The sequence below is a fragment of the Mesorhizobium sp. B2-3-10 genome (assembly GCF_006442275.1).
GTDB lineage: Bacteria > Pseudomonadota > Alphaproteobacteria > Rhizobiales > Rhizobiaceae > Mesorhizobium > Mesorhizobium australicum.
On the sequence record NZ_VFVT01000005.1, the window covers coordinates 399,791 to 416,445 of the forward strand.

Consider the following 16,655-nt stretch of genomic DNA (forward strand, 5'->3'; position numbering starts at 1 on the left):
AACACATGTCCGCAACCGCCGAAGCGACCGTCCTGATCACCCACGATGTGGGCCTGCACGCGCGTCCTTCGGTGAAGTTCACCAAGCTCGCCAAGAGCTTTGCCGCCGAGGTGGAGATTGCACTCGCCGCCAACGGCCCATGGTTCGATGCAAAAAGCATCGTCAAGGTGATGGCGGCCAAGGCGCCGAAGGGCACGGTGCTGCACATCAGGGCCAATGGCGATGGTGCCGATGATGCTATCCGGGCGCTGGTCGAACTGGTGCAGCGCGATTTCGACGAGGACGCCGGCCATGTCCGCTCGGCTTGAGGCCGATCCGCGCCTGCGCTCACCCGCTGGGAACGCGTGCCATGCGTATTGAGGGTGTTCCTGCCTCGGCCGGCTATGCCGAGGGACCTCTGTTCGACCTCGGCCAGCCCGCGGGCATTTACGTTAGCAAGGCAAGCTCCGTCGAGGAGAGGACGTCCCTGCAGGCCGCGATCGGCAAGGCGGTGAACCGGCTCGTGGCCATGGTCGGAACCGCCGAGAAAGATGCGGCCGACATACTCGAATTCCACATCGCCATGCTGGAAGACGACGCGCTGAGCGGGCCGGCCTTCGCATCGATCGCTTCCGGAACACCCGCCGACACGGCCTGGCGGCAGGCGCTCGATGCCGAGATCGCCGGCTACGAGGCTTCGGACCAGGATTATTTCCGCGCCCGCGCCACGGACCTTCGGGATATCAGGGACCAGGTTCTGCGTGCCCTGACCGAGGACAGTGACCAAGCCGCGCCGTCCGGCGCCATCCTCTACGGCGAGGACATCGCGCCGACGCGCTTTCTCGAAACCGACTGGAGCCATGGCGGCGGCATCGCTCTGAAGGCAGGCAGCACCGCCAGCCATGTCGCCATGCTGGCGCGCTCGCGTGGCGTGCCGATGGTCGTGGGCCTGCGCGAGCCGCTCACCGCCGTTGCCGACATGGCACTGCTCGACGCGGAGCACGGCAGCATCGTCCTGGCGCCCTCGCCGGCCGAGATCGGCTCGTTCCGGCAGTCATCCTCTTCCTTCACCGCCGGCCAGGGTAAGGCACGGACTTTTCTGGCGCGGCCGGCCCTGACAAAAACCGGCACGGCGGTGCGCGTACAGGTCAATATCGCCGATCCTAGGGATGTCGATGCCATCGACATCGCGACCTGCGACGGTGTCGGCCTGATGCGCACCGAATTCCTGTTCGGCAAAACGCTGCCGGATGAGGAGACGCAGTATCGTGCCTATCGCAAGGTGCTGGAATGGGCCGGCGAAAAACCGGTGACGATCCGTACCGTCGATGCCGGCGGCGACAAGCCGGTGCCAGGTTTCACCGTCGAGGAAGGCAATCCATTCCTTGGCCTGCGCGGCATCAGGCTGTCGCTGGCCAGGCCCGATATATTCCGGATTCAAATCAGGGCATTGCTGCGCGCTGCGCCACACGGCAATCTCAAAATCATGTTTCCGATGATCGCCACATCAGCAGAGTATGAAAGCGCCGCCGCCTTGTTCGCCGAGGAGCGGGTAGCCCTTGCCGCGCGCGGCATCGCGCACAAGATGCCGCCGCTCGGCATCATGGTCGAAGTACCTTCGGTGGCCATCGCGCCGGAGGCGTTTACCGGCGTCGCTTTCCTGTCGATCGGTTCCAACGATCTGACGCAATATGTGATGGCGGCCGCGCGCGACAATGCCGCTGTGGCACACCTGAATTCAGTCCGCCATCCTGCGGTGTTGAGGCTGATCGCCTCGGTCGCGGCCTTTGGACGGGAGACCGGGATTGGCGTCAGCCTGTGCGGCGATGCCGGCGGCGACCCCGCCTCGATTCCCTCTCTGCTGGAAGCCGGTCTGCGCGATCTTTCCGTGGCGCCGGCGCAACTCGCCATGGCCAAGGCGGCCATAGCCGACGTTCCGGTCTAGGCACGGCAGGCATGGCCGACATCAAACCCGAACCCGGTTCCGAAGAAGCGATCCGCGCCTACAAGACGATCCTGTCGCAGGTTATCGACCAGCGGCCGTCCGGCATGCGCCAGCGGCTCGCCGATGCGCTTGGCAAGCACCGCAGCTTCGTCACGCAGATTTCGAGCCCGAGCTACTCGATTCCCATTCCGTCGAAACATCTGCCGGCCATCTTTTCCGTCTGCCATTTCGGCCAGGCCGAGCGGGACCAGTTTCTTGCCGCCTATCACCAGGCACATCCCGGGAAGATCTCGGTCGCCTCGGGCGCGCGCAAGACAAGGCACGTTTCGCTCATTGTGCCCGATTTCGGCGACGACAAGCAGAATGCGGCGCTCGACCGAGCGATCAACGAATTCATCCAGAAGGTCACCAGCATCACCGGCAAGAGCGGCTGAACGACCCTTGATGCAGGCTATTTCGGGAGGAGACGGCCGTGAAGAAATTCATGAACTCGGTGGACACGGTACTGACCGAGAGCCTCGACGGGTTCGCGGCCGCCCATGCCGACATCCTTGTGCTTGGCGAGGAGCACAAATTCATCCGCCGCAAGATGCTCAAGCCGGGCAAGGTGGCGCTGATCTCCGGCGGCGGCTCCGGCCACGAGCCGCTGCATGGCGGCTTTGTCGGCCGTGGCATGCTGGACGCCGCCTGTCCCGGCCAGGTGTTCACCTCGCCGACACCGGATCAGATGCTGGCGGCCGCGCAAGCCGTCGACACCGGCGCCGGCTGCCTGTTCATCGTCAAGAACTACGAAGGCGACGTGATGAACTTCGAGATGGCGGCGGAGATGTCCGATGGCGTGCTGCAGGTCGTCACCAATGACGACGTCGCCGTCGAGAATTCGTCCTACACAACCGGGCGGCGCGGCGTGGCGGGCACGCTGGTGGTGGAAAAGATCGTTGGCGCCGCCGCCGAGCACGGGGTGGCGTTGCCGGCGTTGAAGGCGCTGGGTGACCGCGTCAACGACGCCACCCGCTCGATGGGCGTGGCATTGACCAGCGGCACCGTGCCGGCTGCCGGCAAACCGACCTTCGACATCGGCGAAGGCGAGATGGAATTCGGCGTCGGCATCCATGGCGAGCCCGGCCGCCGGCGCGACAGGCTGAAAAGCGCCGATGCAATTGTCGAAGAAATCTGCGCTGCGATCCTGGGCGATCTCGACGACAGGGCGAAAGGACCCGCGCTGCTGTTCGTCAACGGCTTCGGCGGCACGCCGCTGATGGAGCTCTATCTGATGTACAACAGCGCCCGCCGGATTTTCGAGCAACATGGCGTGACGGTTACCCGGTCGTTGGTCGGCACCTATGTCACCTCGCTCGACATGGCCGGCTGCTCGATCACGCTGAGCCTGCTCGACGACGAACTGACGGAATGGTGGGACGCACCTGTCCACACCGCCGCGCTGCGCTGGGGCGTGTAAGGCTGGCTTCAGCCGTGCTTTTCTGCGACCATTCCGGACAATCCACATAACGATGGATTTGTCCGGATCGATGCTGCCGTCTCTTACTCCAGCTGAAGAAAAACTGCTGCTGCGCTTCGCCGATCCGGAAGCTGCGGCGGTCGGGGACAATTTATCAGCGAAGGCGCTGTCTGCCCTGCTCGACAATGCCGAATTCCACGGCGTCCTCCCGATCATGCTGCGCAAGCTCGGGGAGCGTGGCGATGCGCACCTGCCGTCGGATACAGGTTTGCGAGACAAACTCGACGACCTGCGCCAGAGGGCGACGATCGCCACCGGCCAGTCGATGCTGCTTCAGTACCATGGCGACCGCATCATGAAGGGAATGGCGGCGGAAGGCATTCCGGCGCGGATCGTCAAGGGGCCGGTCTTCGCGCGAAAACTCTATCGCAATGTATCCGACCGGCCTTTCACCGACATCGACATCCTGGTCGAGCCCGCCAACCTTGCGCGGGCAAACCGAGTGATTGCGGCATGCGGCTTCGAGCTTGCCAGCAACGAGGCCGAATCCTACCGGCTGCAGGAATTCAAATGGCTGGAAAAGGAGAATTCCAGCCTGCTGGTCGAGTTGCATGGCGACCTTGTGCACGACATCGGCATGCGGCGGCGCCTGTCGCTGGGTTTTCGCGAGCTTGGCATCATCGATGGCGACGCGACGGATACGCCGGCCGCCCTTCTGACAATCGCCATCGTGCATGCCGCCGGCGGCCACAAATTCCACCGTCTGCAGCTTTGCGTCGACGTGCTGCAAGGTGTGAGGGCGCTGCAATCCCCGGTTTCGGAAACCCGCCTGCTCGACGCCGCGCGCATGACCGGCATCGAACTCGAACTTGCGATCGTGCTCAACGTAACCGGGCGGCTGTTCGACGAACCGCATGCGCTGGCACTCGCCGGGCGAATAAAGCCCGACCTGTCGATCCGACTGGCCAAGAAGCTGATCACGACCAACACGCTGCTCAGGGTCAATTCCCGGGAGAAGATCGGCTCGCGGCTACGCCGCGATGCCTTTCGCTGGATCCAGCGGCTGGCCAAGGCCAGGCCATACGCCGCTTGAGGGAACCGTCAGTCCAGTGATGCCAACCTAGCGCTTATCAGCGCCGCCGCATCGGCCGGACGCACGCCTACTTCCAGGGTAAAGGTCGGCACCGACGACACCAGTCCGCGGATCGCCGCCAACCTGCGCTTCTGCAGCGGCAGCAGACCGGTCGCGCCGGTGCGGACATTGTCCATCGCCAGCGCCACCATCGCGTCGGTCCGGGCCATGGGCGCGAGCCGGGTCTCTTCGTCGCCGGATCGCGCAAGATGCAGGAGCGCTGCGACCGGACGGGCGGTCGGACTTTCGATTTTTACGATCCCACTCAGCTTTTCCAGCGAAACAGCCTGTTCGCCATTGCGGTCCCATGACAGACCGAGGCATGGCGCCACAAGCGGGATCATCCGCGCGGTCTTCTCATGGATCTTGACATGGCGCGGCAAACCCCAGGCGGCAGGCGTGGGGGAAGCGAGATTCAGGATCATGGCGTCGTCGGAGCACAGGCCGAATCCTTGCGTTGCCAAGGCCAGCGATGTGGTAGTCTTGCCGGTGCCGCTCGGGGCATGGACCAGCACGACGGCGTCGCGGCCCGGCAGCGTCAGCCCGGCCGTGTGCAGCATATGCTGGCCGCCTGCGTCGAGTGCTGCGTCCAACACCAGCATCGATGGCGTCCAGGCGGCCTTCGCACCGGGGCGAACCCGGAGTTCGGCCCAACCCTCCTCGTCATTGACGACAACGGCTTGGCGTTCGGGAAAGACGAGATGGACCGTGCCGCCATCCGCGATCATCCGGCAGTAGCCGTCCTCCGGTATCTCGCCCTCGAAGACGAGCGATCCGCCGGGCGCTTCGTCCAGAACGTCCGCCTCTGTGATCTCGAGACGAAAATCCGGCTCGACGGGACCTGTGACACGCAAGGTGCCCAGCATCCCGTCGAAATCCTGCCACAGGCCGGGGCGCTCGGCCGATATGCCGAGGATCTGGCCATTGAGGTCATAGAATACTGAAGGTCTGGTCAAGCGGAACGCACCTTCGTGGCGGCGGTGGCGGGGTGACGGTAGATCTCGACCATGCCGGGAAGGCTGTCACTGACCACCGGCTTGCCGTCCAGGCACACCCAGCAATGCGCCGCCAGCCGCGACGCTTGCAGCGACTTCGGATCGACGCCGAAACGCAGCTGCGGATCGAAACCGGCAAGGCGCAGGAAGCGATGGCCGAGCAAGCCCTCCCGCAAGCATCTGCGGTCACGCATCAGCCAGGGATGACGCACGGCACGGTTGACGCGGGCGACAATGTAGGGGGCAGGCAGGCCGCGATAGGGCGCCGGCGAGGCGAGCGGCGCCCATTTCAGCACGTCCTCGAAGCTGCGATTGGCAATGAGAATTGGCATCAGCCGCGCGCTTGCCCAGAGATGACAGCGGAACAAGGCGCGCAGGAGAGGACCGTCCACCATCAAGCGGTGCCTTCAGCCATCAAGCCTGGAGCAGCGAGAATGCCTTCCGAGACCAGATCGCTGGCCAGCGCCGCCATGTCCTCGTCAAGCGTGCCCTTGTCGATTTCGAACTCCTCGCAAAGCAGGCCGACGATCTGGCCGAGGCTGCGCGCGCCATCCACCTTGTCGAGAAAGGCTTCGGTCGTCCCGTTGCAGGTATAAAGCTGGCCGCTGCGCGCCAAAAGCACCACCGCGCCGTCGCCGACATGCTGAACCGAGGCATCGTCCGCCAGTCGCAGAACCGTTCCAGAGGCAATTTCCATAACGAACCCCAAAAGCCATGCAAAACCCGGAAATGAGATAGCGCGGTGGTGGGGCGCTGTCTATTGGCCGGCCGGGATGGCTCGCGTGGCTCTATGCTTGCAGCACGCTCTTGTCAGGCCGCAACATCCATCCAGCGTCGAAAATCGTCCCAGAAAATAGTCGTCGGAATGGCGCGCCAGGCAAGCATGCTGACCGGCAGGCCCGTTGCTTTTCTTCCCTCCAGTAAGGTAAGAACTCCCCGGGTCTTGGGGAGATAGCGTATGCGTTACAATTGGGAGCGGGCTCCGACGACTTTCGAACGTCATCGAAAAGCTCTGGCGACAGCCATTTTGATCTTCGGCGGCGTCGGCCTCATGCTGGTGGCCTTGCCGATCTAGCGCCGTCGACATTCGCCCAACGAATCCGGCTTGTTAGACGGCAATCGACAGATTGTTCAGCGGGGTTGTCCGGTCACCGCTATCAAGCGGCGATCGCACCCTTAAAACCCCGGCTGAAGCGCTGCACAGCCCGACGATTACCGCCGGCTTGCCTGCCGGTGTGTATTCACAGGATTCCGACAGGCTGTAGGAGGTCGGACGGTTCCTCGAGCCTGGTCCCGATCGACCATTGATGGCGCATGCGCTCACATCCTCCCGCTCGATATCGTCGGACAGCGGGCATCCCGGTCAGGACAAGACCGGTTCAAACGAAAATCAGGGAAGACAGCGCCGGAAAAAACAGCATAGGCTGTTTGCAAAGACGGCAAATGGTTTCCGGGAGGGTACGGATGGCTTCACGCTATCACGAGATCTATGACGGCTGGAAACGCGACCCGGAAAAATTCTGGGCCGACGCGGCCTGCGCCATCGACTGGTATTCGCCCTGGAACAGGGTGTTCGATGCCACCGCCGGCGTCTACGGCCGCTGGTTCACCGGCGCGACCTGCAACACCTGCTACAATGCCCTTGACCGGCATGTCGCCGGCGGGCGGGCCGACCAGATCGCGCTGATATACGACAGCGCCATCACCGGCACGGTGAAAAAGTTCACCTATGCCGAACTGAAGCGCGAGGTGGTGGCGCTGACCTCGGTGTTAAAGAACCGCGGCGTCGGCAAGGGTGACCGCGTCATCATCTACATGCCGATGGTGGCGGAAGCGGCCATCGCCATGCTCGCCTGCGCCCGCATCGGCGCAGTGCATTCGGTCGTGTTCGGCGGCTTTGCCTCGCATGAGCTTGCCACCCGCATTGACGACGCAAAACCGAAACTGATCATCTCGGCCTCGTGCGGCCTGGAGCCGGGGCGGGTCGTCGCCTACAAGCCGCTGCTCGACAAGGCGATCGAGATGTCCCGCCACAAGCCGGACGCCTGCCTGATCCTGCAGCGCGATCAGCTGCGCTGCGATTTGAAGGACCATTTCGACATCGACTATGCCGACGCCGTCGCTCGTGAGCGCGCAGCCGGCGCCAATGTCGACTGCGTGCCGGTGCTGGCCACCGACCCACTCTACATCATCTACACGTCAGGCACGACGGGCCAGCCCAAGGGCATCGTGCGGGACAATGGCGGCCACATGGTCGCGCTGAAATGGACGATGGAAAACGAGTTCGGCGTGAAGCCCGGGGAAGTGTTCTGGGCGGCGTCCGATGTCGGTTGGGTGGTCGGCCATTCCTACATCGTCTACGGCCCGCTGCTGCATGGCTGCACCAGCATCCTGTTCGAAGGCAAGCCGATCGGCACGCCCGACGCCGGCACCTACTGGCGCGTTATCGCGGAACATGGCGTGGTTGCGTTGTTCACCGCGCCGACTGCCTTCCGCGCCATCAAGGGGCAGGATCCCAAAGGCGAGTTCGTGCCGAAATACGATCTGTCGAAATTCCGCACCCTGTTCCTGGCCGGCGAACGCGCCGACCCCGAAACCATCAAATGGGCGGAGCAGAAGCTGAACGTGCCGGTGGTCGATCATTGGTGGCAGACCGAGACCGGATCGCCGATGACGATCAACCCCGCCGGGCTCGGCCTGTTGCCGGTGAAGTACGGCTCGCCCGGGGTACCGATGCCCGGCTACGATATCCGCGTGCTCGACGATGCCGGCCATGAGGTGCCGCGCGGCACGCTCGGCAATGTCGTGGTAAAGCTGCCGCTGCCCCCGGGCTGCCTGCCGACCCTGTGGAACGCCGATGCCCGCTTCCGCCAGGCCTATCTCGATGAGTTCCCCGGCTTCTACAAGACGGCGGATGCCGGCATGATCGACGAGGACGGGTATCTCTACGTGATGGCCCGCACCGACGATATCATCAACGTTGCCGGCCACCGATTGTCGACGGGCGCCATGGAAGAGGTGCTGGCCGCCCATCCCGATGTCGCCGAATGCGCCGTCGTCGGCATCGCCGATGCGATGAAGGGCCAGATTCCGCTCGGCTTCGTGGTGCTGAACGCCGGTGTCGCGCGCGACGGCGCCGCCATCGAGAAGGAGGTCGTCGCGCTGGTGCGCGAGCGCATCGGCCCGGTGGCCGCCTTCAAGACCGTGGTGACGATCAAGCGCCTGCCCAAGACGCGCTCGGGCAAGATCCTGCGCGGCACCATGCAGAAGATCGCCGACAAGGAAGCGTGGATGATGCCTGCAACCATCGACGACCCCGCCATCCTCGATGAGATCACCGCTGCCCTGACGGAGCGCGGAATCGGCGTGTAAGGAGCACTGCCGGGACCTGACTGGAGCTACCGTTGCGCGATGTTGCGACGCGGCGAACTTTGTGATGACCGCTGGGCGCAATCGTAGATTGTGCGATGCAACATTCCGCCCTACAGTTTCCGCGGGGGGCCATTCGATTGGATCGCATGGCTCAGAAAAAAATAACCTTTGGCGGTATCGACATCCTGCGGTTTCTCGCCGCCGTGCTGGTCATGGTCTATCACTACGGCTTCTGGGTGTGGGCCTATCCCGACGGCATCTCGGCGCAAGCGACTGGTGGCGTTCCGGCGCAGCCTGGGATCGGCGCCTGGGTCGGGTCCGGCTGGGTCGGCGTCGAGATCTTCTTCGTCATCAGCGGTTTCGTCATTGCCTTCAGCGCCGAGAATTCGACGCCGCTGCGGTTTTTCGAGGCAAGGGTCAAAAGGCTGGCGCCGGCGGTCTGGATTTGTGCCCCGATCACCACGGCGCTGTTGCTGCTGATCGGCTTGAGCTGGCCGACCGATGCGGTGGTTCGGCTCGTGCGCACCGGCCTGTTCGCGCCTTATGGTCCCTGGGTGGACAGCGTCTACTGGACGCTCGGCATCGAAATCGCCTTCTACGCCATCGTCTGGATCCTGCTGCGGCTCGCCCGTTTCCATCTGATGGAAAGGGTTGCGATCGTCATCGGCATGATCAGCACGCTGTTCTGGTGCCTTTATTATCCGCTCGGCTGGTCCGCCTTCGCCGAGACGCGGTGGCTGCAGCTCGTGCTGGTGCATCATGGCTCATTCTTCGCGGTCGGCGTGCTCATCTGGCTGATGCGGTTCAAGGCGGTGACGGCGTCTCGCCTTGGCTTCTGCCTGCTGTTCCTCGGCGGTGGGGTGCTGCAGATCGCCAGCTCCGTCGACGTCCATAGCATCAAAGTCGGAGCCGTGATGCCGTACGGGCCGCCAATCTTGATCTTCCTCGCGGCCATCGCGCTGATGGCGTGGTCGCTCACGCTTGATCTCAGATGGAGCGGCTGGCGCCGGATCGGCCTGATGACCTATCCGCTCTATCTGATCCACGACGTCATCGGCGCGGCGATGCTCGGCGCCATGGTGCGCTCCGGGCTGCCTTATCTCCTGTCGATGGCAATGGTCGGCGCGACCATGATCGCGGCAAGCTGGCTGGTGGCAACCGAGGCCGAACCGCGCATCCGGCTGCTGCTCGACCACACGCTTTTCCGTTACCGGCTGAAGGCGGCATAGCCTCGAGCTATACGCCGCTCCGCCTCATGTCCGGCCGCATGAACGGCGGCCGGACGGTGCCGAAACTTTGTGCGATTTCGGAATGAGAACCGCTGCGCGGGTTCAAGACATGATGGCAACGGCCTTATCTCAGACCGCCGCCTTCGAACGCACTTCCGACTTGTCGAGATAATAGCTCGAGTACTTGTCGAAGAATTTCTCCGACGCGCCGAACGACCCGTATTTGGCGAGCTTCTTCAGGTCGACCTTGTTCAGCACCGCGCCGACGATCTTGTTGGCGACATAGGGCTCGGATTCCAGCATCGAGCGCACCATGGCGCGCGGCGTGCGGCCCCATTCGGTGACGAGCACGAAGCCGTCGACCAGCGGCGCGAAGGCCTTGGCGTCGACCACCGGGCCAAGCGGCGGCAGATCGACGACGATGTATTCGAAGGTCTCCTTGGCGTTTTCGATGAAACGACGCATGCCGGCCGAGGAGAGAAGCTCGCTGGTGTGCGAGAAATGGCCGCGCAGCACAGCCGGGATGATCGCCAGCTTGGTCTGCCTGTCGATCTTGCCGACGGACTGCCAGGTCTGGCCGCTCACCACCGCTTCCATCAAGCCTTGCTCGGCTTCCATGCCGAGGCTGCGGCTAAGGCCCGGATTGCGCAGATCGCCATCGATGAGCAGCGTCCTGGAGCCATTGGCGGCGAGCAGCCCGGCGAGATTGGCCGCGACCGTCGACTTGCCTTCGCCGGGCAGGACCGAGATCACGCCGATGACGCGGCTGCCTTGCCCTTCCATCACCACATCGAAGGCGATCTTGGCGCTGCGCAGCGTTTCGGAGAACATCGATGCCGGAGCGTCGATGCTCACCCGCATCCGTGCGCGCCTTTCGATGGCGGCCGGCGACCTGGCGACCTTGAGATCGGGTTCGGCTGGCTTGTCTTCCTTGCTCGGTTTGCTGCCGATGGTCGGCAGGTACCCGAGGAATTTGAGGCCGACGCGGTCGCGGACCTCCTCGCCGGTCCTGAAGAACCGCTCGTTGAACTCGTTGAGGCCGCCGAAGCCGGCGCCCATCAGAACCCCGAGCACCAGCGAAAGGCCGAGCACGATGACTGTGCGCGGGCTTGAGGCGGCAAGCGGCGTCGACGCATCCGAGATGATGCGGATCTTGCCGACTGGGAAGGATTGCTGCTGCGCGGCTTCCTCGTAGCGTCCGAGGAACGTCTGGTAGAGCGTGGAGAGTGCCGTCGCCTTCTGATCGAGATCACGCAATTGGACCTGCGACTGGTTGTCGATCGAACTCTTGCCCTGCGCGGCGGCGACATTGGCCCTGAGCGCGGTCTCGCGCGCCAACGCCACCTCATACTCGTTGCGGTAGCTCTCGGTGAGCTGCTTCAGTTCGCCGAAGATCTGCGTCGAGATGTCGGCCTTCTCCTTGGCGAGCGCCACCGCCTGCGGATGCTGCGGGCCGAAATTCGCCTCGACATCCTGCTGCCGTTTGGCGACCGTGAGATAGCGGGTCTTCAGCGCCGCAATGACCGAGCTGGCTGGCTGGTCGCTGGATATGGCGGCATCCTTGAAAGCGTTGTCCGAGCCGCTGTCGACGATCGACTTGTATTGCTGGTAACGGGCGCTGGCACGCGCGGTGTCGGCCTGCGCGACGATGAGCTGGGCGTTCAGATCGGCGAGCTGCTTGTCGCTCATCAGCTGGCCGTCGCTGTTGGCGGACAGGCCGTGTTCGGCCCTGAATTTCTCGACCGCCAGCGATGCCTGCTGCGAGCTCTCGCGCAGTTCGGTTAGCCGGCCCTGCAGCCAGACCGCCGCGCGCTCGGTGGCGTCGAAGCTGGCATCGAGCTGGTCGGCGAGATAGGCGTCGGCATAGGCCTTGGTAATGGCCTTCGCCAATGCCGGATCCGTCGCCTGGTAGCCAAGCGCGATAACGTAGCTTCGCCCGACGCGATCCGCCCGGATCTCGTTCTGCAGTTTGAGGATCGCGTAGTCGCGGCGCGACGTGGCGATCAGCGCATCGCGCGCGGCGGGGTCGAGCTTGGTGATGTCGCCGACACCCGGCATGACCGGGCTGCTCGGACGAACATACTGGATCAGACCGCGGACCAGGCCAACGCCCTGGGCAAGGGCCGACTGGGGCGGGTTCATGAACGTGTCGTTCTGGTCGAGCTTGAGCTTGTCGACGACCACGGCGGCAAGCCGCGTCGAGGTCAGGATCTCGATCTGGCTCAGAATCGCGGAATCGGTCTGCATGGTCGTCGATGCCGCCGAGATGTCGTCGACGATCTTGTTCAGACCTTCATCGATCAACACGCTGGAAACCGACACGAATTTTGGCGGCGTGGTCTGCAGATAGAGCATGCCCAGGAAGAGGCCGATGACGGCGCACACGCCAACCACCTTGGCCTGCCGTGCGGCCATGCCAAGCAGTCGCTCGATGTCGATGAAGTCGTCGCCGTCTCCTGCTTCCGAATTCGGCAATGGCATCCTCTTGTCGAGAGGAAAATTGGCATAGTTCATCTTCGGTCCAATTCTGGCTTGTCTCGCTCGCAGGCCCCGGAGAGATCGGGAGCATTGGCAGGCGCGACACACGCTTGGTGCCGGACAGCGCGGAGCCGGCCGGCGCCTCCGCCGTCAGCCACCCGACAATACTCCCGAAAGATGGGCATTATGCGGCTTCTTCCTGGCGTTCATGCGTCCGGACGAACTCCCGGAGCATCTCGAAAACCGGACCCTTCATGTCGTCGCGCGCCAGCGCGAAGGCGATATTGGCCTGGATGAACCCTTCCTTGGACCCGCAGTCGAACATGCGCCCCTTGAAAGGCTGGGCAAAGAATGGCTGCTCCTGCGACAGGCGAACCATGGCGTCGGTCAGCTGGATCTCGTTGCCGGCGCCGCGCTGCTGGTTGCCCAGAAGCTGGAAGATTTCGGGCTGCAGGATATAACGGCCGTTGATGTAGAAGTTCGACGGCGCATTAGCCGGCGCCGGCTTTTCGACCATGGCCGTCACCTCGAAACCGCCGCCAATGTCGGCGCCACGGCCGACAATGCCATATTTGTTGGTCTCGGTGGGATCGCAACGCTCGACGGCGATGACGTTGCCGCCGGTCTGCGCATAGAGGTCGGTGATCTCGGCCAGGCATCCGCGCCCGCCGAAGGAGACCATGTCAGGCAAAAGCAGGGCAAAGGGCTCGTTGCCGATGACCTCGCGGGCGCACCAGACGGCATGGCCGAGGCCTTGCGGCGACTGCTGGCGGATGAAGGAGGTGGCGCCGGCCACCGGCAGCATGCTTTCGAGCGTCTCCAGCTGAGTCTTCTTGCCAGTTTGCTCCAGGGTTCCGATCAATTCCGGATGCAGGTCGAAATAGTCCTCTATGACCGCCTTGTTGCGGCCGGTGACGAAGACGATGTGCTCGATGCCGGCCTCGAAGGCCTCGTCCACCGCATATTGCACGACGGGCCTGTCGACGACGGGAAGCATTTCCTTCGGCATCGACTTGGTCGCCGGCAGGAACCGTGTTCCAAGCCCCGCCACCGGTATCACGGCCTTCCTGATTTTCTTCATCGCAAATTCCTTCTGAGGAGATCGACTACAGTCCATTCACAGGCCACGAAAACTCCCTCCATGTGCCTGCATCTTCACCTCCCCGCCCCCACGGCAAACTGTGCCGCTACTCTTCGCAACCGCACGGCGATCGGCATGCCCATATGCCTGACCGCCGCCGGGTCGCTGAGCGCCGTCCGGATCGCCTTGAGCGGGGACCGCGCCTTGATGTGCTGGACCATCGCCAGGAACGAGGCCGCCTTGCGCAGGCTGCGGCCGCGCCGGGCGAATGCCGCCTGCGCGGCCACGTCCATCGAATGGGTTTGAGCGAAAATCTCGTCGGCCTTGCGCATCGCCTCGACATGATGGGGCTCGAGCACGCGCGAGATGGAGCCGCTGCGGATATGATAGGCATAGCCGATTTCAGGCTCCACCACGCATCTGCCGCCCATGGCCAGGGCTTCGGCAAACAGGATGTAGTCCTCGCCGATCCTCAGCTTCTCGTCATAGCGAAGCCGGTTTTCGTCAAGGAACCGGCGCAGGAAGATCGGCTTGAGATAGCCGAGATTGAACTTCGATTCGAAGACGACGTTGCCGGCGATGTAGGTCGCCAGCGAAATCTCGCGCAGGCCTTCCAGATACCGGCGCGGGAACATCGCGTCCTCGACCACGCCGTTCTCACGGACGACCTGGAGATTGTCGACGGCGATCTCGGCGCCCGCCTTTTCGGCGCGGCCGATCATGGCGGCGACGCGTCCGGGAAAGACGGCGTCGTCGGCATCGAGAACCGCTATCCACCTGCCGCGGGCGGCGTCGAGCCCGGCATTCCTGGCCCCTCCGGGGCCCCTGTTCTTTTCCAGCGCCACGACACGCACGACATGCTCGGGATAGGCCCTCGCCACATCAAGCGTGGCATCACGCGACTTGTCGTCGACGACGATGATCTCGAGGCTGACGCCCTTCTGGGCGATGGCGCTGGCGACCGCCCTATCAAGGGTTGCCTCGGCATTGTAGGCGGCGATCACAAAGGAAACATCGGGCACGGACGAAATGTCAGGCTGCACGCTTGCCTCCTTCCCCTGGTGAAGGCTGGCCATAGAGGCGCAGTTCGCGGACACCGACAAGACCGCTGACAACGCCGACATGCATGATGCCGCGCAACACGCTGCGGTTCCTGCGGACCGGACTGGCTGCAACCGGAAGTGCTGCGGCGAAGCAAAAAGCGGCCTTTGCCGCGGCAAGGCCGGCCTGCTTTACTCGCGCGATGCCGCTGGCGCCGCGGCCCAGGAGATGGCCGTGAGTCTGGCCAACCCGGAAGCGGCGGCGGCTGAGCCAGTCGAATGCGGCCCTGGCCATCGGCACCGCCTCGTCGACCCATGCCTCCGGCGCAAAGGCGATCCGGCCGCCTGCCTTGTGCATCTGGTCGAAGAATTCGGTGTCCTCGCCGCCGGTCTGGCCGCGCGCCAGGCTGAAGCGGCGGCCGCGCAAGCTGTCGGATGCCATGCGCAGCAGGACGTTGCAGGTGTAGCCGGTGCGGATTTCGCCGTGCACGCGGACCGGCAAGGTGGAATGGAAATCGCCGCGGCGCATCCATTCCGGCGCATCCGGACGATAGAGCGCGCGCACCGGGCCGAGAACCGCGGCGGCGCCGCTTTTATCGGCCGTTGCCACCAGTTCGGCGAGCCAGTGGGCCGTAGCGGTCTCATCGTCGTCGATGAAGGCCAGGAAATCAGCCTCGCTGGCCTCGAGACAAGCGTTGCGAGCGATCGAGATGTTGCGGGCCGGGCAATGCCGGTAGCGGACCGGCAACTTCAATTCCTGCGACAGCACCGTCACCAGGTCCCTGGCGCTCGGCGTGTCGTCATTGTCGGCGACGATGACGCCGACCTCGAAGCCGTCAGGCATGGCCAGGGCGGCGAGCGAGCGCAGCGTGTCGGCCAGTTCCGGCCGCCGGAATGTGCACACGCCGATGTCGATGCTGCGATGCTTGACCTCAACCGCCATCACGCCGCCCTCCGCCGCGTGCCGAGGCCGAGAAGCTGCAGCCAGAAGCCGACGGACCAGCCGAAATGCATGACCATCGCCGAGACGCCGGCAAGCGCGATATCGGCATTGCGCTGGCTGATCGCCGCCACCAGGCCGTAGCCTAGGCACACCGCCACCCACAGCAATAGCGGCAGCGCCGCGATCCAGTGCACGAAGGAGAAGGCCGCCAGCAGAACCACCGGGAAGACCGCCAGCGGCACCATCTGCCTGACCTTCGGGATCACACGATGTTTCAGCACGTTCTTGGCGCGGCCGCGGCCATAGCCGAGATACTGGACATAGAGGCCACGCAGCGAGGTCCGCGGATAATAGACCATCTGCGTCCTGCCGCTCATCCAGATCCTGTAGCCGGCCCGCCTCAGCCGATAGTCGAGTTCCGCATCCTCATTGTGGCTGAACGTCTCGTCATAGCCGCCGACGGCCTGGAAGGCCGATATCCGCATCAGTGCGTGATGGCCGTGGTCGACCCACTCCCCGGCGGAGAGATGGCGATGCTTGGAGCCGCCGGTGCCGAGCTTGGAGTTCTGCGCCGCCGCCGCCGCTTTCTGCACGGTGCCGCTGCCGCTGGTCAGCATCGACACCACGACCGAATCCGCGCCGGTCGCCAACGCCTCCTCGACCAGTCGGTCGCAATAGTCGTCGGGATAGCCGCCATGGGCGTCGATGCGGATAAGGTAGTGCGCACCCTCGCCAAATTTGGCCACCGCCAGGTTGATCGCGGCGCTCTGGATGCGCTTTTCGTTGTGAAGCAGGATGATGCGAGGATCGTTCCTCTGGCGCTCGCCGACAATGGCCAGCGTGCCGTCGGTGCTGCCGCCATCGGCAACCACGATCCGCGCGCCAAGCCGTTCCGCCGCCGGGCAAAGCTGGTCGAGCAGCGCGCCGATATGAGTCGCCTCGTCGAGACACGGGATCACGATCAGGGTGGAGGCAAGCGCTTGCGTCATCGGGCGATGTCCA

Annotated in this window: 15 protein-coding genes; 7 read left to right on the plus strand and 8 right to left on the minus strand. The window is 64.1% G+C overall.

The window, feature by feature from the left end:
* Positions 1-5 precede the first annotated feature (5 nt).
* The 5 genes from FJ943_RS17365 (at position 6) to FJ943_RS17385 (ending at position 4,476) form a co-directional block, all read left to right on the plus strand.
* Positions 6-308 carry an HPr family phosphocarrier protein gene (locus FJ943_RS17365; RefSeq protein WP_015314199.1) on the plus strand — a complete coding sequence of 101 codons (303 nt, stop codon included), beginning with the start codon at positions 6-8 and terminating at the stop codon, positions 306-308.
* 41 nt (positions 309-349) lie between these two features.
* Positions 350-1,924 (plus strand): phosphoenolpyruvate--protein phosphotransferase, encoded by a 1,575-nt coding sequence (gene ptsP, locus FJ943_RS17370; RefSeq protein WP_140723256.1) that lies wholly within the window; start codon positions 350-352, stop codon positions 1,922-1,924.
* An 11-nt stretch (positions 1,925-1,935) separates the two neighbouring features.
* Positions 1,936-2,358 carry a hypothetical protein gene (locus FJ943_RS17375; RefSeq protein WP_140723259.1) on the plus strand — a complete coding sequence of 141 codons (423 nt, stop codon included), beginning with the start codon at positions 1,936-1,938 and terminating at the stop codon, positions 2,356-2,358.
* A gap of 38 nt (positions 2,359-2,396) precedes the next feature.
* Positions 2,397-3,383, plus strand: coding sequence for a dihydroxyacetone kinase subunit DhaK (gene dhaK / locus FJ943_RS17380; protein ID WP_015314202.1), 987 nt, complete (start codon positions 2,397-2,399; stop codon positions 3,381-3,383).
* A 70-nt stretch (positions 3,384-3,453) separates the two neighbouring features.
* Positions 3,454-4,476 carry a nucleotidyltransferase family protein gene (locus tag FJ943_RS17385; RefSeq protein WP_181174573.1) on the plus strand — a complete coding sequence of 341 codons (1,023 nt, stop codon included), beginning with the start codon at positions 3,454-3,456 and terminating at the stop codon, positions 4,474-4,476.
* An 8-nt stretch (positions 4,477-4,484) separates the two neighbouring features.
* Here FJ943_RS17385 and FJ943_RS17390 read toward each other — a convergent pair whose 3' ends face one another.
* From FJ943_RS17390 to FJ943_RS17400, 3 genes are read right to left on the minus strand one after another with little or no spacing between them, the layout of a single operon-like run.
* Positions 4,485-5,471 carry a hypothetical protein gene (locus FJ943_RS17390; RefSeq protein WP_015314204.1) on the minus strand — a complete coding sequence of 329 codons (987 nt, stop codon included), beginning with the start codon at positions 5,469-5,471 and terminating at the stop codon, positions 4,485-4,487.
* Entirely contained in the window at positions 5,468-5,905 is a 438-nt protein-coding gene (locus FJ943_RS17395) for a lasso peptide biosynthesis B2 protein (protein ID WP_140614927.1), read from the minus strand. The genes FJ943_RS17390 and FJ943_RS17395 overlap by 4 nt, the downstream gene beginning before the upstream one ends.
* A complete protein-coding gene (locus FJ943_RS17400; RefSeq protein WP_015314206.1) occupies positions 5,905-6,207 on the minus strand; it encodes a PqqD family protein in 303 nt (100 codons plus the stop codon). Before FJ943_RS17400 ends, FJ943_RS17395 begins: the two co-directional genes overlap by 1 nt.
* Before the next feature lie 767 nt (positions 6,208-6,974).
* Between FJ943_RS17400 and FJ943_RS17405 the strand changes: the two genes are divergently transcribed.
* Positions 6,975-8,882 (plus strand): propionyl-CoA synthetase, encoded by a 1,908-nt coding sequence (locus FJ943_RS17405; protein ID WP_140723265.1) that lies wholly within the window; start codon positions 6,975-6,977, stop codon positions 8,880-8,882.
* Between the two features lie 146 nt (positions 8,883-9,028).
* Positions 9,029-10,111 carry an acyltransferase gene (locus FJ943_RS17410; RefSeq protein WP_140723268.1) on the plus strand — a complete coding sequence of 361 codons (1,083 nt, stop codon included), beginning with the start codon at positions 9,029-9,031 and terminating at the stop codon, positions 10,109-10,111.
* Between the two features lie 129 nt (positions 10,112-10,240).
* Here FJ943_RS17410 and FJ943_RS17415 read toward each other — a convergent pair whose 3' ends face one another.
* The 5 genes from FJ943_RS17415 to FJ943_RS17435 form a co-directional block, all read right to left on the minus strand.
* Positions 10,241-12,625 (minus strand): polysaccharide biosynthesis tyrosine autokinase, encoded by a 2,385-nt coding sequence (locus tag FJ943_RS17415; RefSeq protein ID WP_140614928.1) that lies wholly within the window; start codon positions 12,623-12,625, stop codon positions 10,241-10,243.
* A 148-nt stretch (positions 12,626-12,773) separates the two neighbouring features.
* Positions 12,774-13,670: a UTP--glucose-1-phosphate uridylyltransferase gene (locus FJ943_RS17420; RefSeq protein WP_023772481.1), complete on the minus strand. Its 897-nt coding sequence runs from the start codon at positions 13,668-13,670 to the stop codon at positions 12,774-12,776.
* Between the two features lie 74 nt (positions 13,671-13,744).
* Entirely contained in the window at positions 13,745-14,713 is a 969-nt protein-coding gene (locus FJ943_RS17425; RefSeq protein ID WP_140723271.1) for a glycosyltransferase family 2 protein, read from the minus strand.
* Positions 14,703-15,653, minus strand: a complete 951-nt coding sequence (locus tag FJ943_RS17430; RefSeq protein WP_140723484.1) for a glycosyltransferase family 2 protein — start codon at positions 15,651-15,653, stop codon at positions 14,703-14,705. Before FJ943_RS17430 ends, FJ943_RS17425 begins: the two co-directional genes overlap by 11 nt.
* Positions 15,653-16,642, minus strand: coding sequence for a glycosyltransferase family 2 protein (locus FJ943_RS17435; protein WP_140714284.1), 990 nt, complete (start codon positions 16,640-16,642; stop codon positions 15,653-15,655). Before FJ943_RS17435 ends, FJ943_RS17430 begins: the two co-directional genes overlap by 1 nt.
* Positions 16,643-16,655 lie beyond the last annotated feature (13 nt).

What these genes read in the sequence shown, in the direction of transcription:
- FJ943_RS17400 (WP_015314206.1), bottom strand. Translation starts at nt 6,207, where the DNA reads ATGGAAATTGCCTCTGGAACGGTTCTGCGACTGGCGGACGATGCCTCG.
- FJ943_RS17420 (WP_023772481.1), bottom strand. Translation starts at nt 13,670, where the DNA reads ATGAAGAAAATCAGGAAGGCCGTGATACCGGTGGCGGGGCTTGGAACA.
- FJ943_RS17410 (WP_140723268.1), top strand. Translation starts at nt 9,029, where the DNA reads ATGGCTCAGAAAAAAATAACCTTTGGCGGTATCGACATCCTGCGGTTT.
- FJ943_RS17375 (WP_140723259.1), top strand. Translation starts at nt 1,936, where the DNA reads ATGGCCGACATCAAACCCGAACCCGGTTCCGAAGAAGCGATCCGCGCC.
- FJ943_RS17405 (WP_140723265.1), top strand. Translation starts at nt 6,975, where the DNA reads ATGGCTTCACGCTATCACGAGATCTATGACGGCTGGAAACGCGACCCG.
- FJ943_RS17395 (WP_140614927.1), bottom strand. Translation starts at nt 5,905, where the DNA reads ATGGTGGACGGTCCTCTCCTGCGCGCCTTGTTCCGCTGTCATCTCTGG.
- FJ943_RS17415 (WP_140614928.1), bottom strand. Translation starts at nt 12,625, where the DNA reads ATGAACTATGCCAATTTTCCTCTCGACAAGAGGATGCCATTGCCGAAT.
- ptsP (WP_140723256.1), top strand. Translation starts at nt 350, where the DNA reads ATGCGTATTGAGGGTGTTCCTGCCTCGGCCGGCTATGCCGAGGGACCT.
- FJ943_RS17430 (WP_140723484.1), bottom strand. Translation starts at nt 15,653, where the DNA reads ATGGCGGTTGAGGTCAAGCATCGCAGCATCGACATCGGCGTGTGCACA.
- FJ943_RS17365 (WP_015314199.1), top strand. Translation starts at nt 6, where the DNA reads ATGTCCGCAACCGCCGAAGCGACCGTCCTGATCACCCACGATGTGGGC.
- FJ943_RS17385 (WP_181174573.1), top strand. Translation starts at nt 3,454, where the DNA reads ATGCTGCCGTCTCTTACTCCAGCTGAAGAAAAACTGCTGCTGCGCTTC.
- FJ943_RS17435 (WP_140714284.1), bottom strand. Translation starts at nt 16,642, where the DNA reads ATGACGCAAGCGCTTGCCTCCACCCTGATCGTGATCCCGTGTCTCGAC.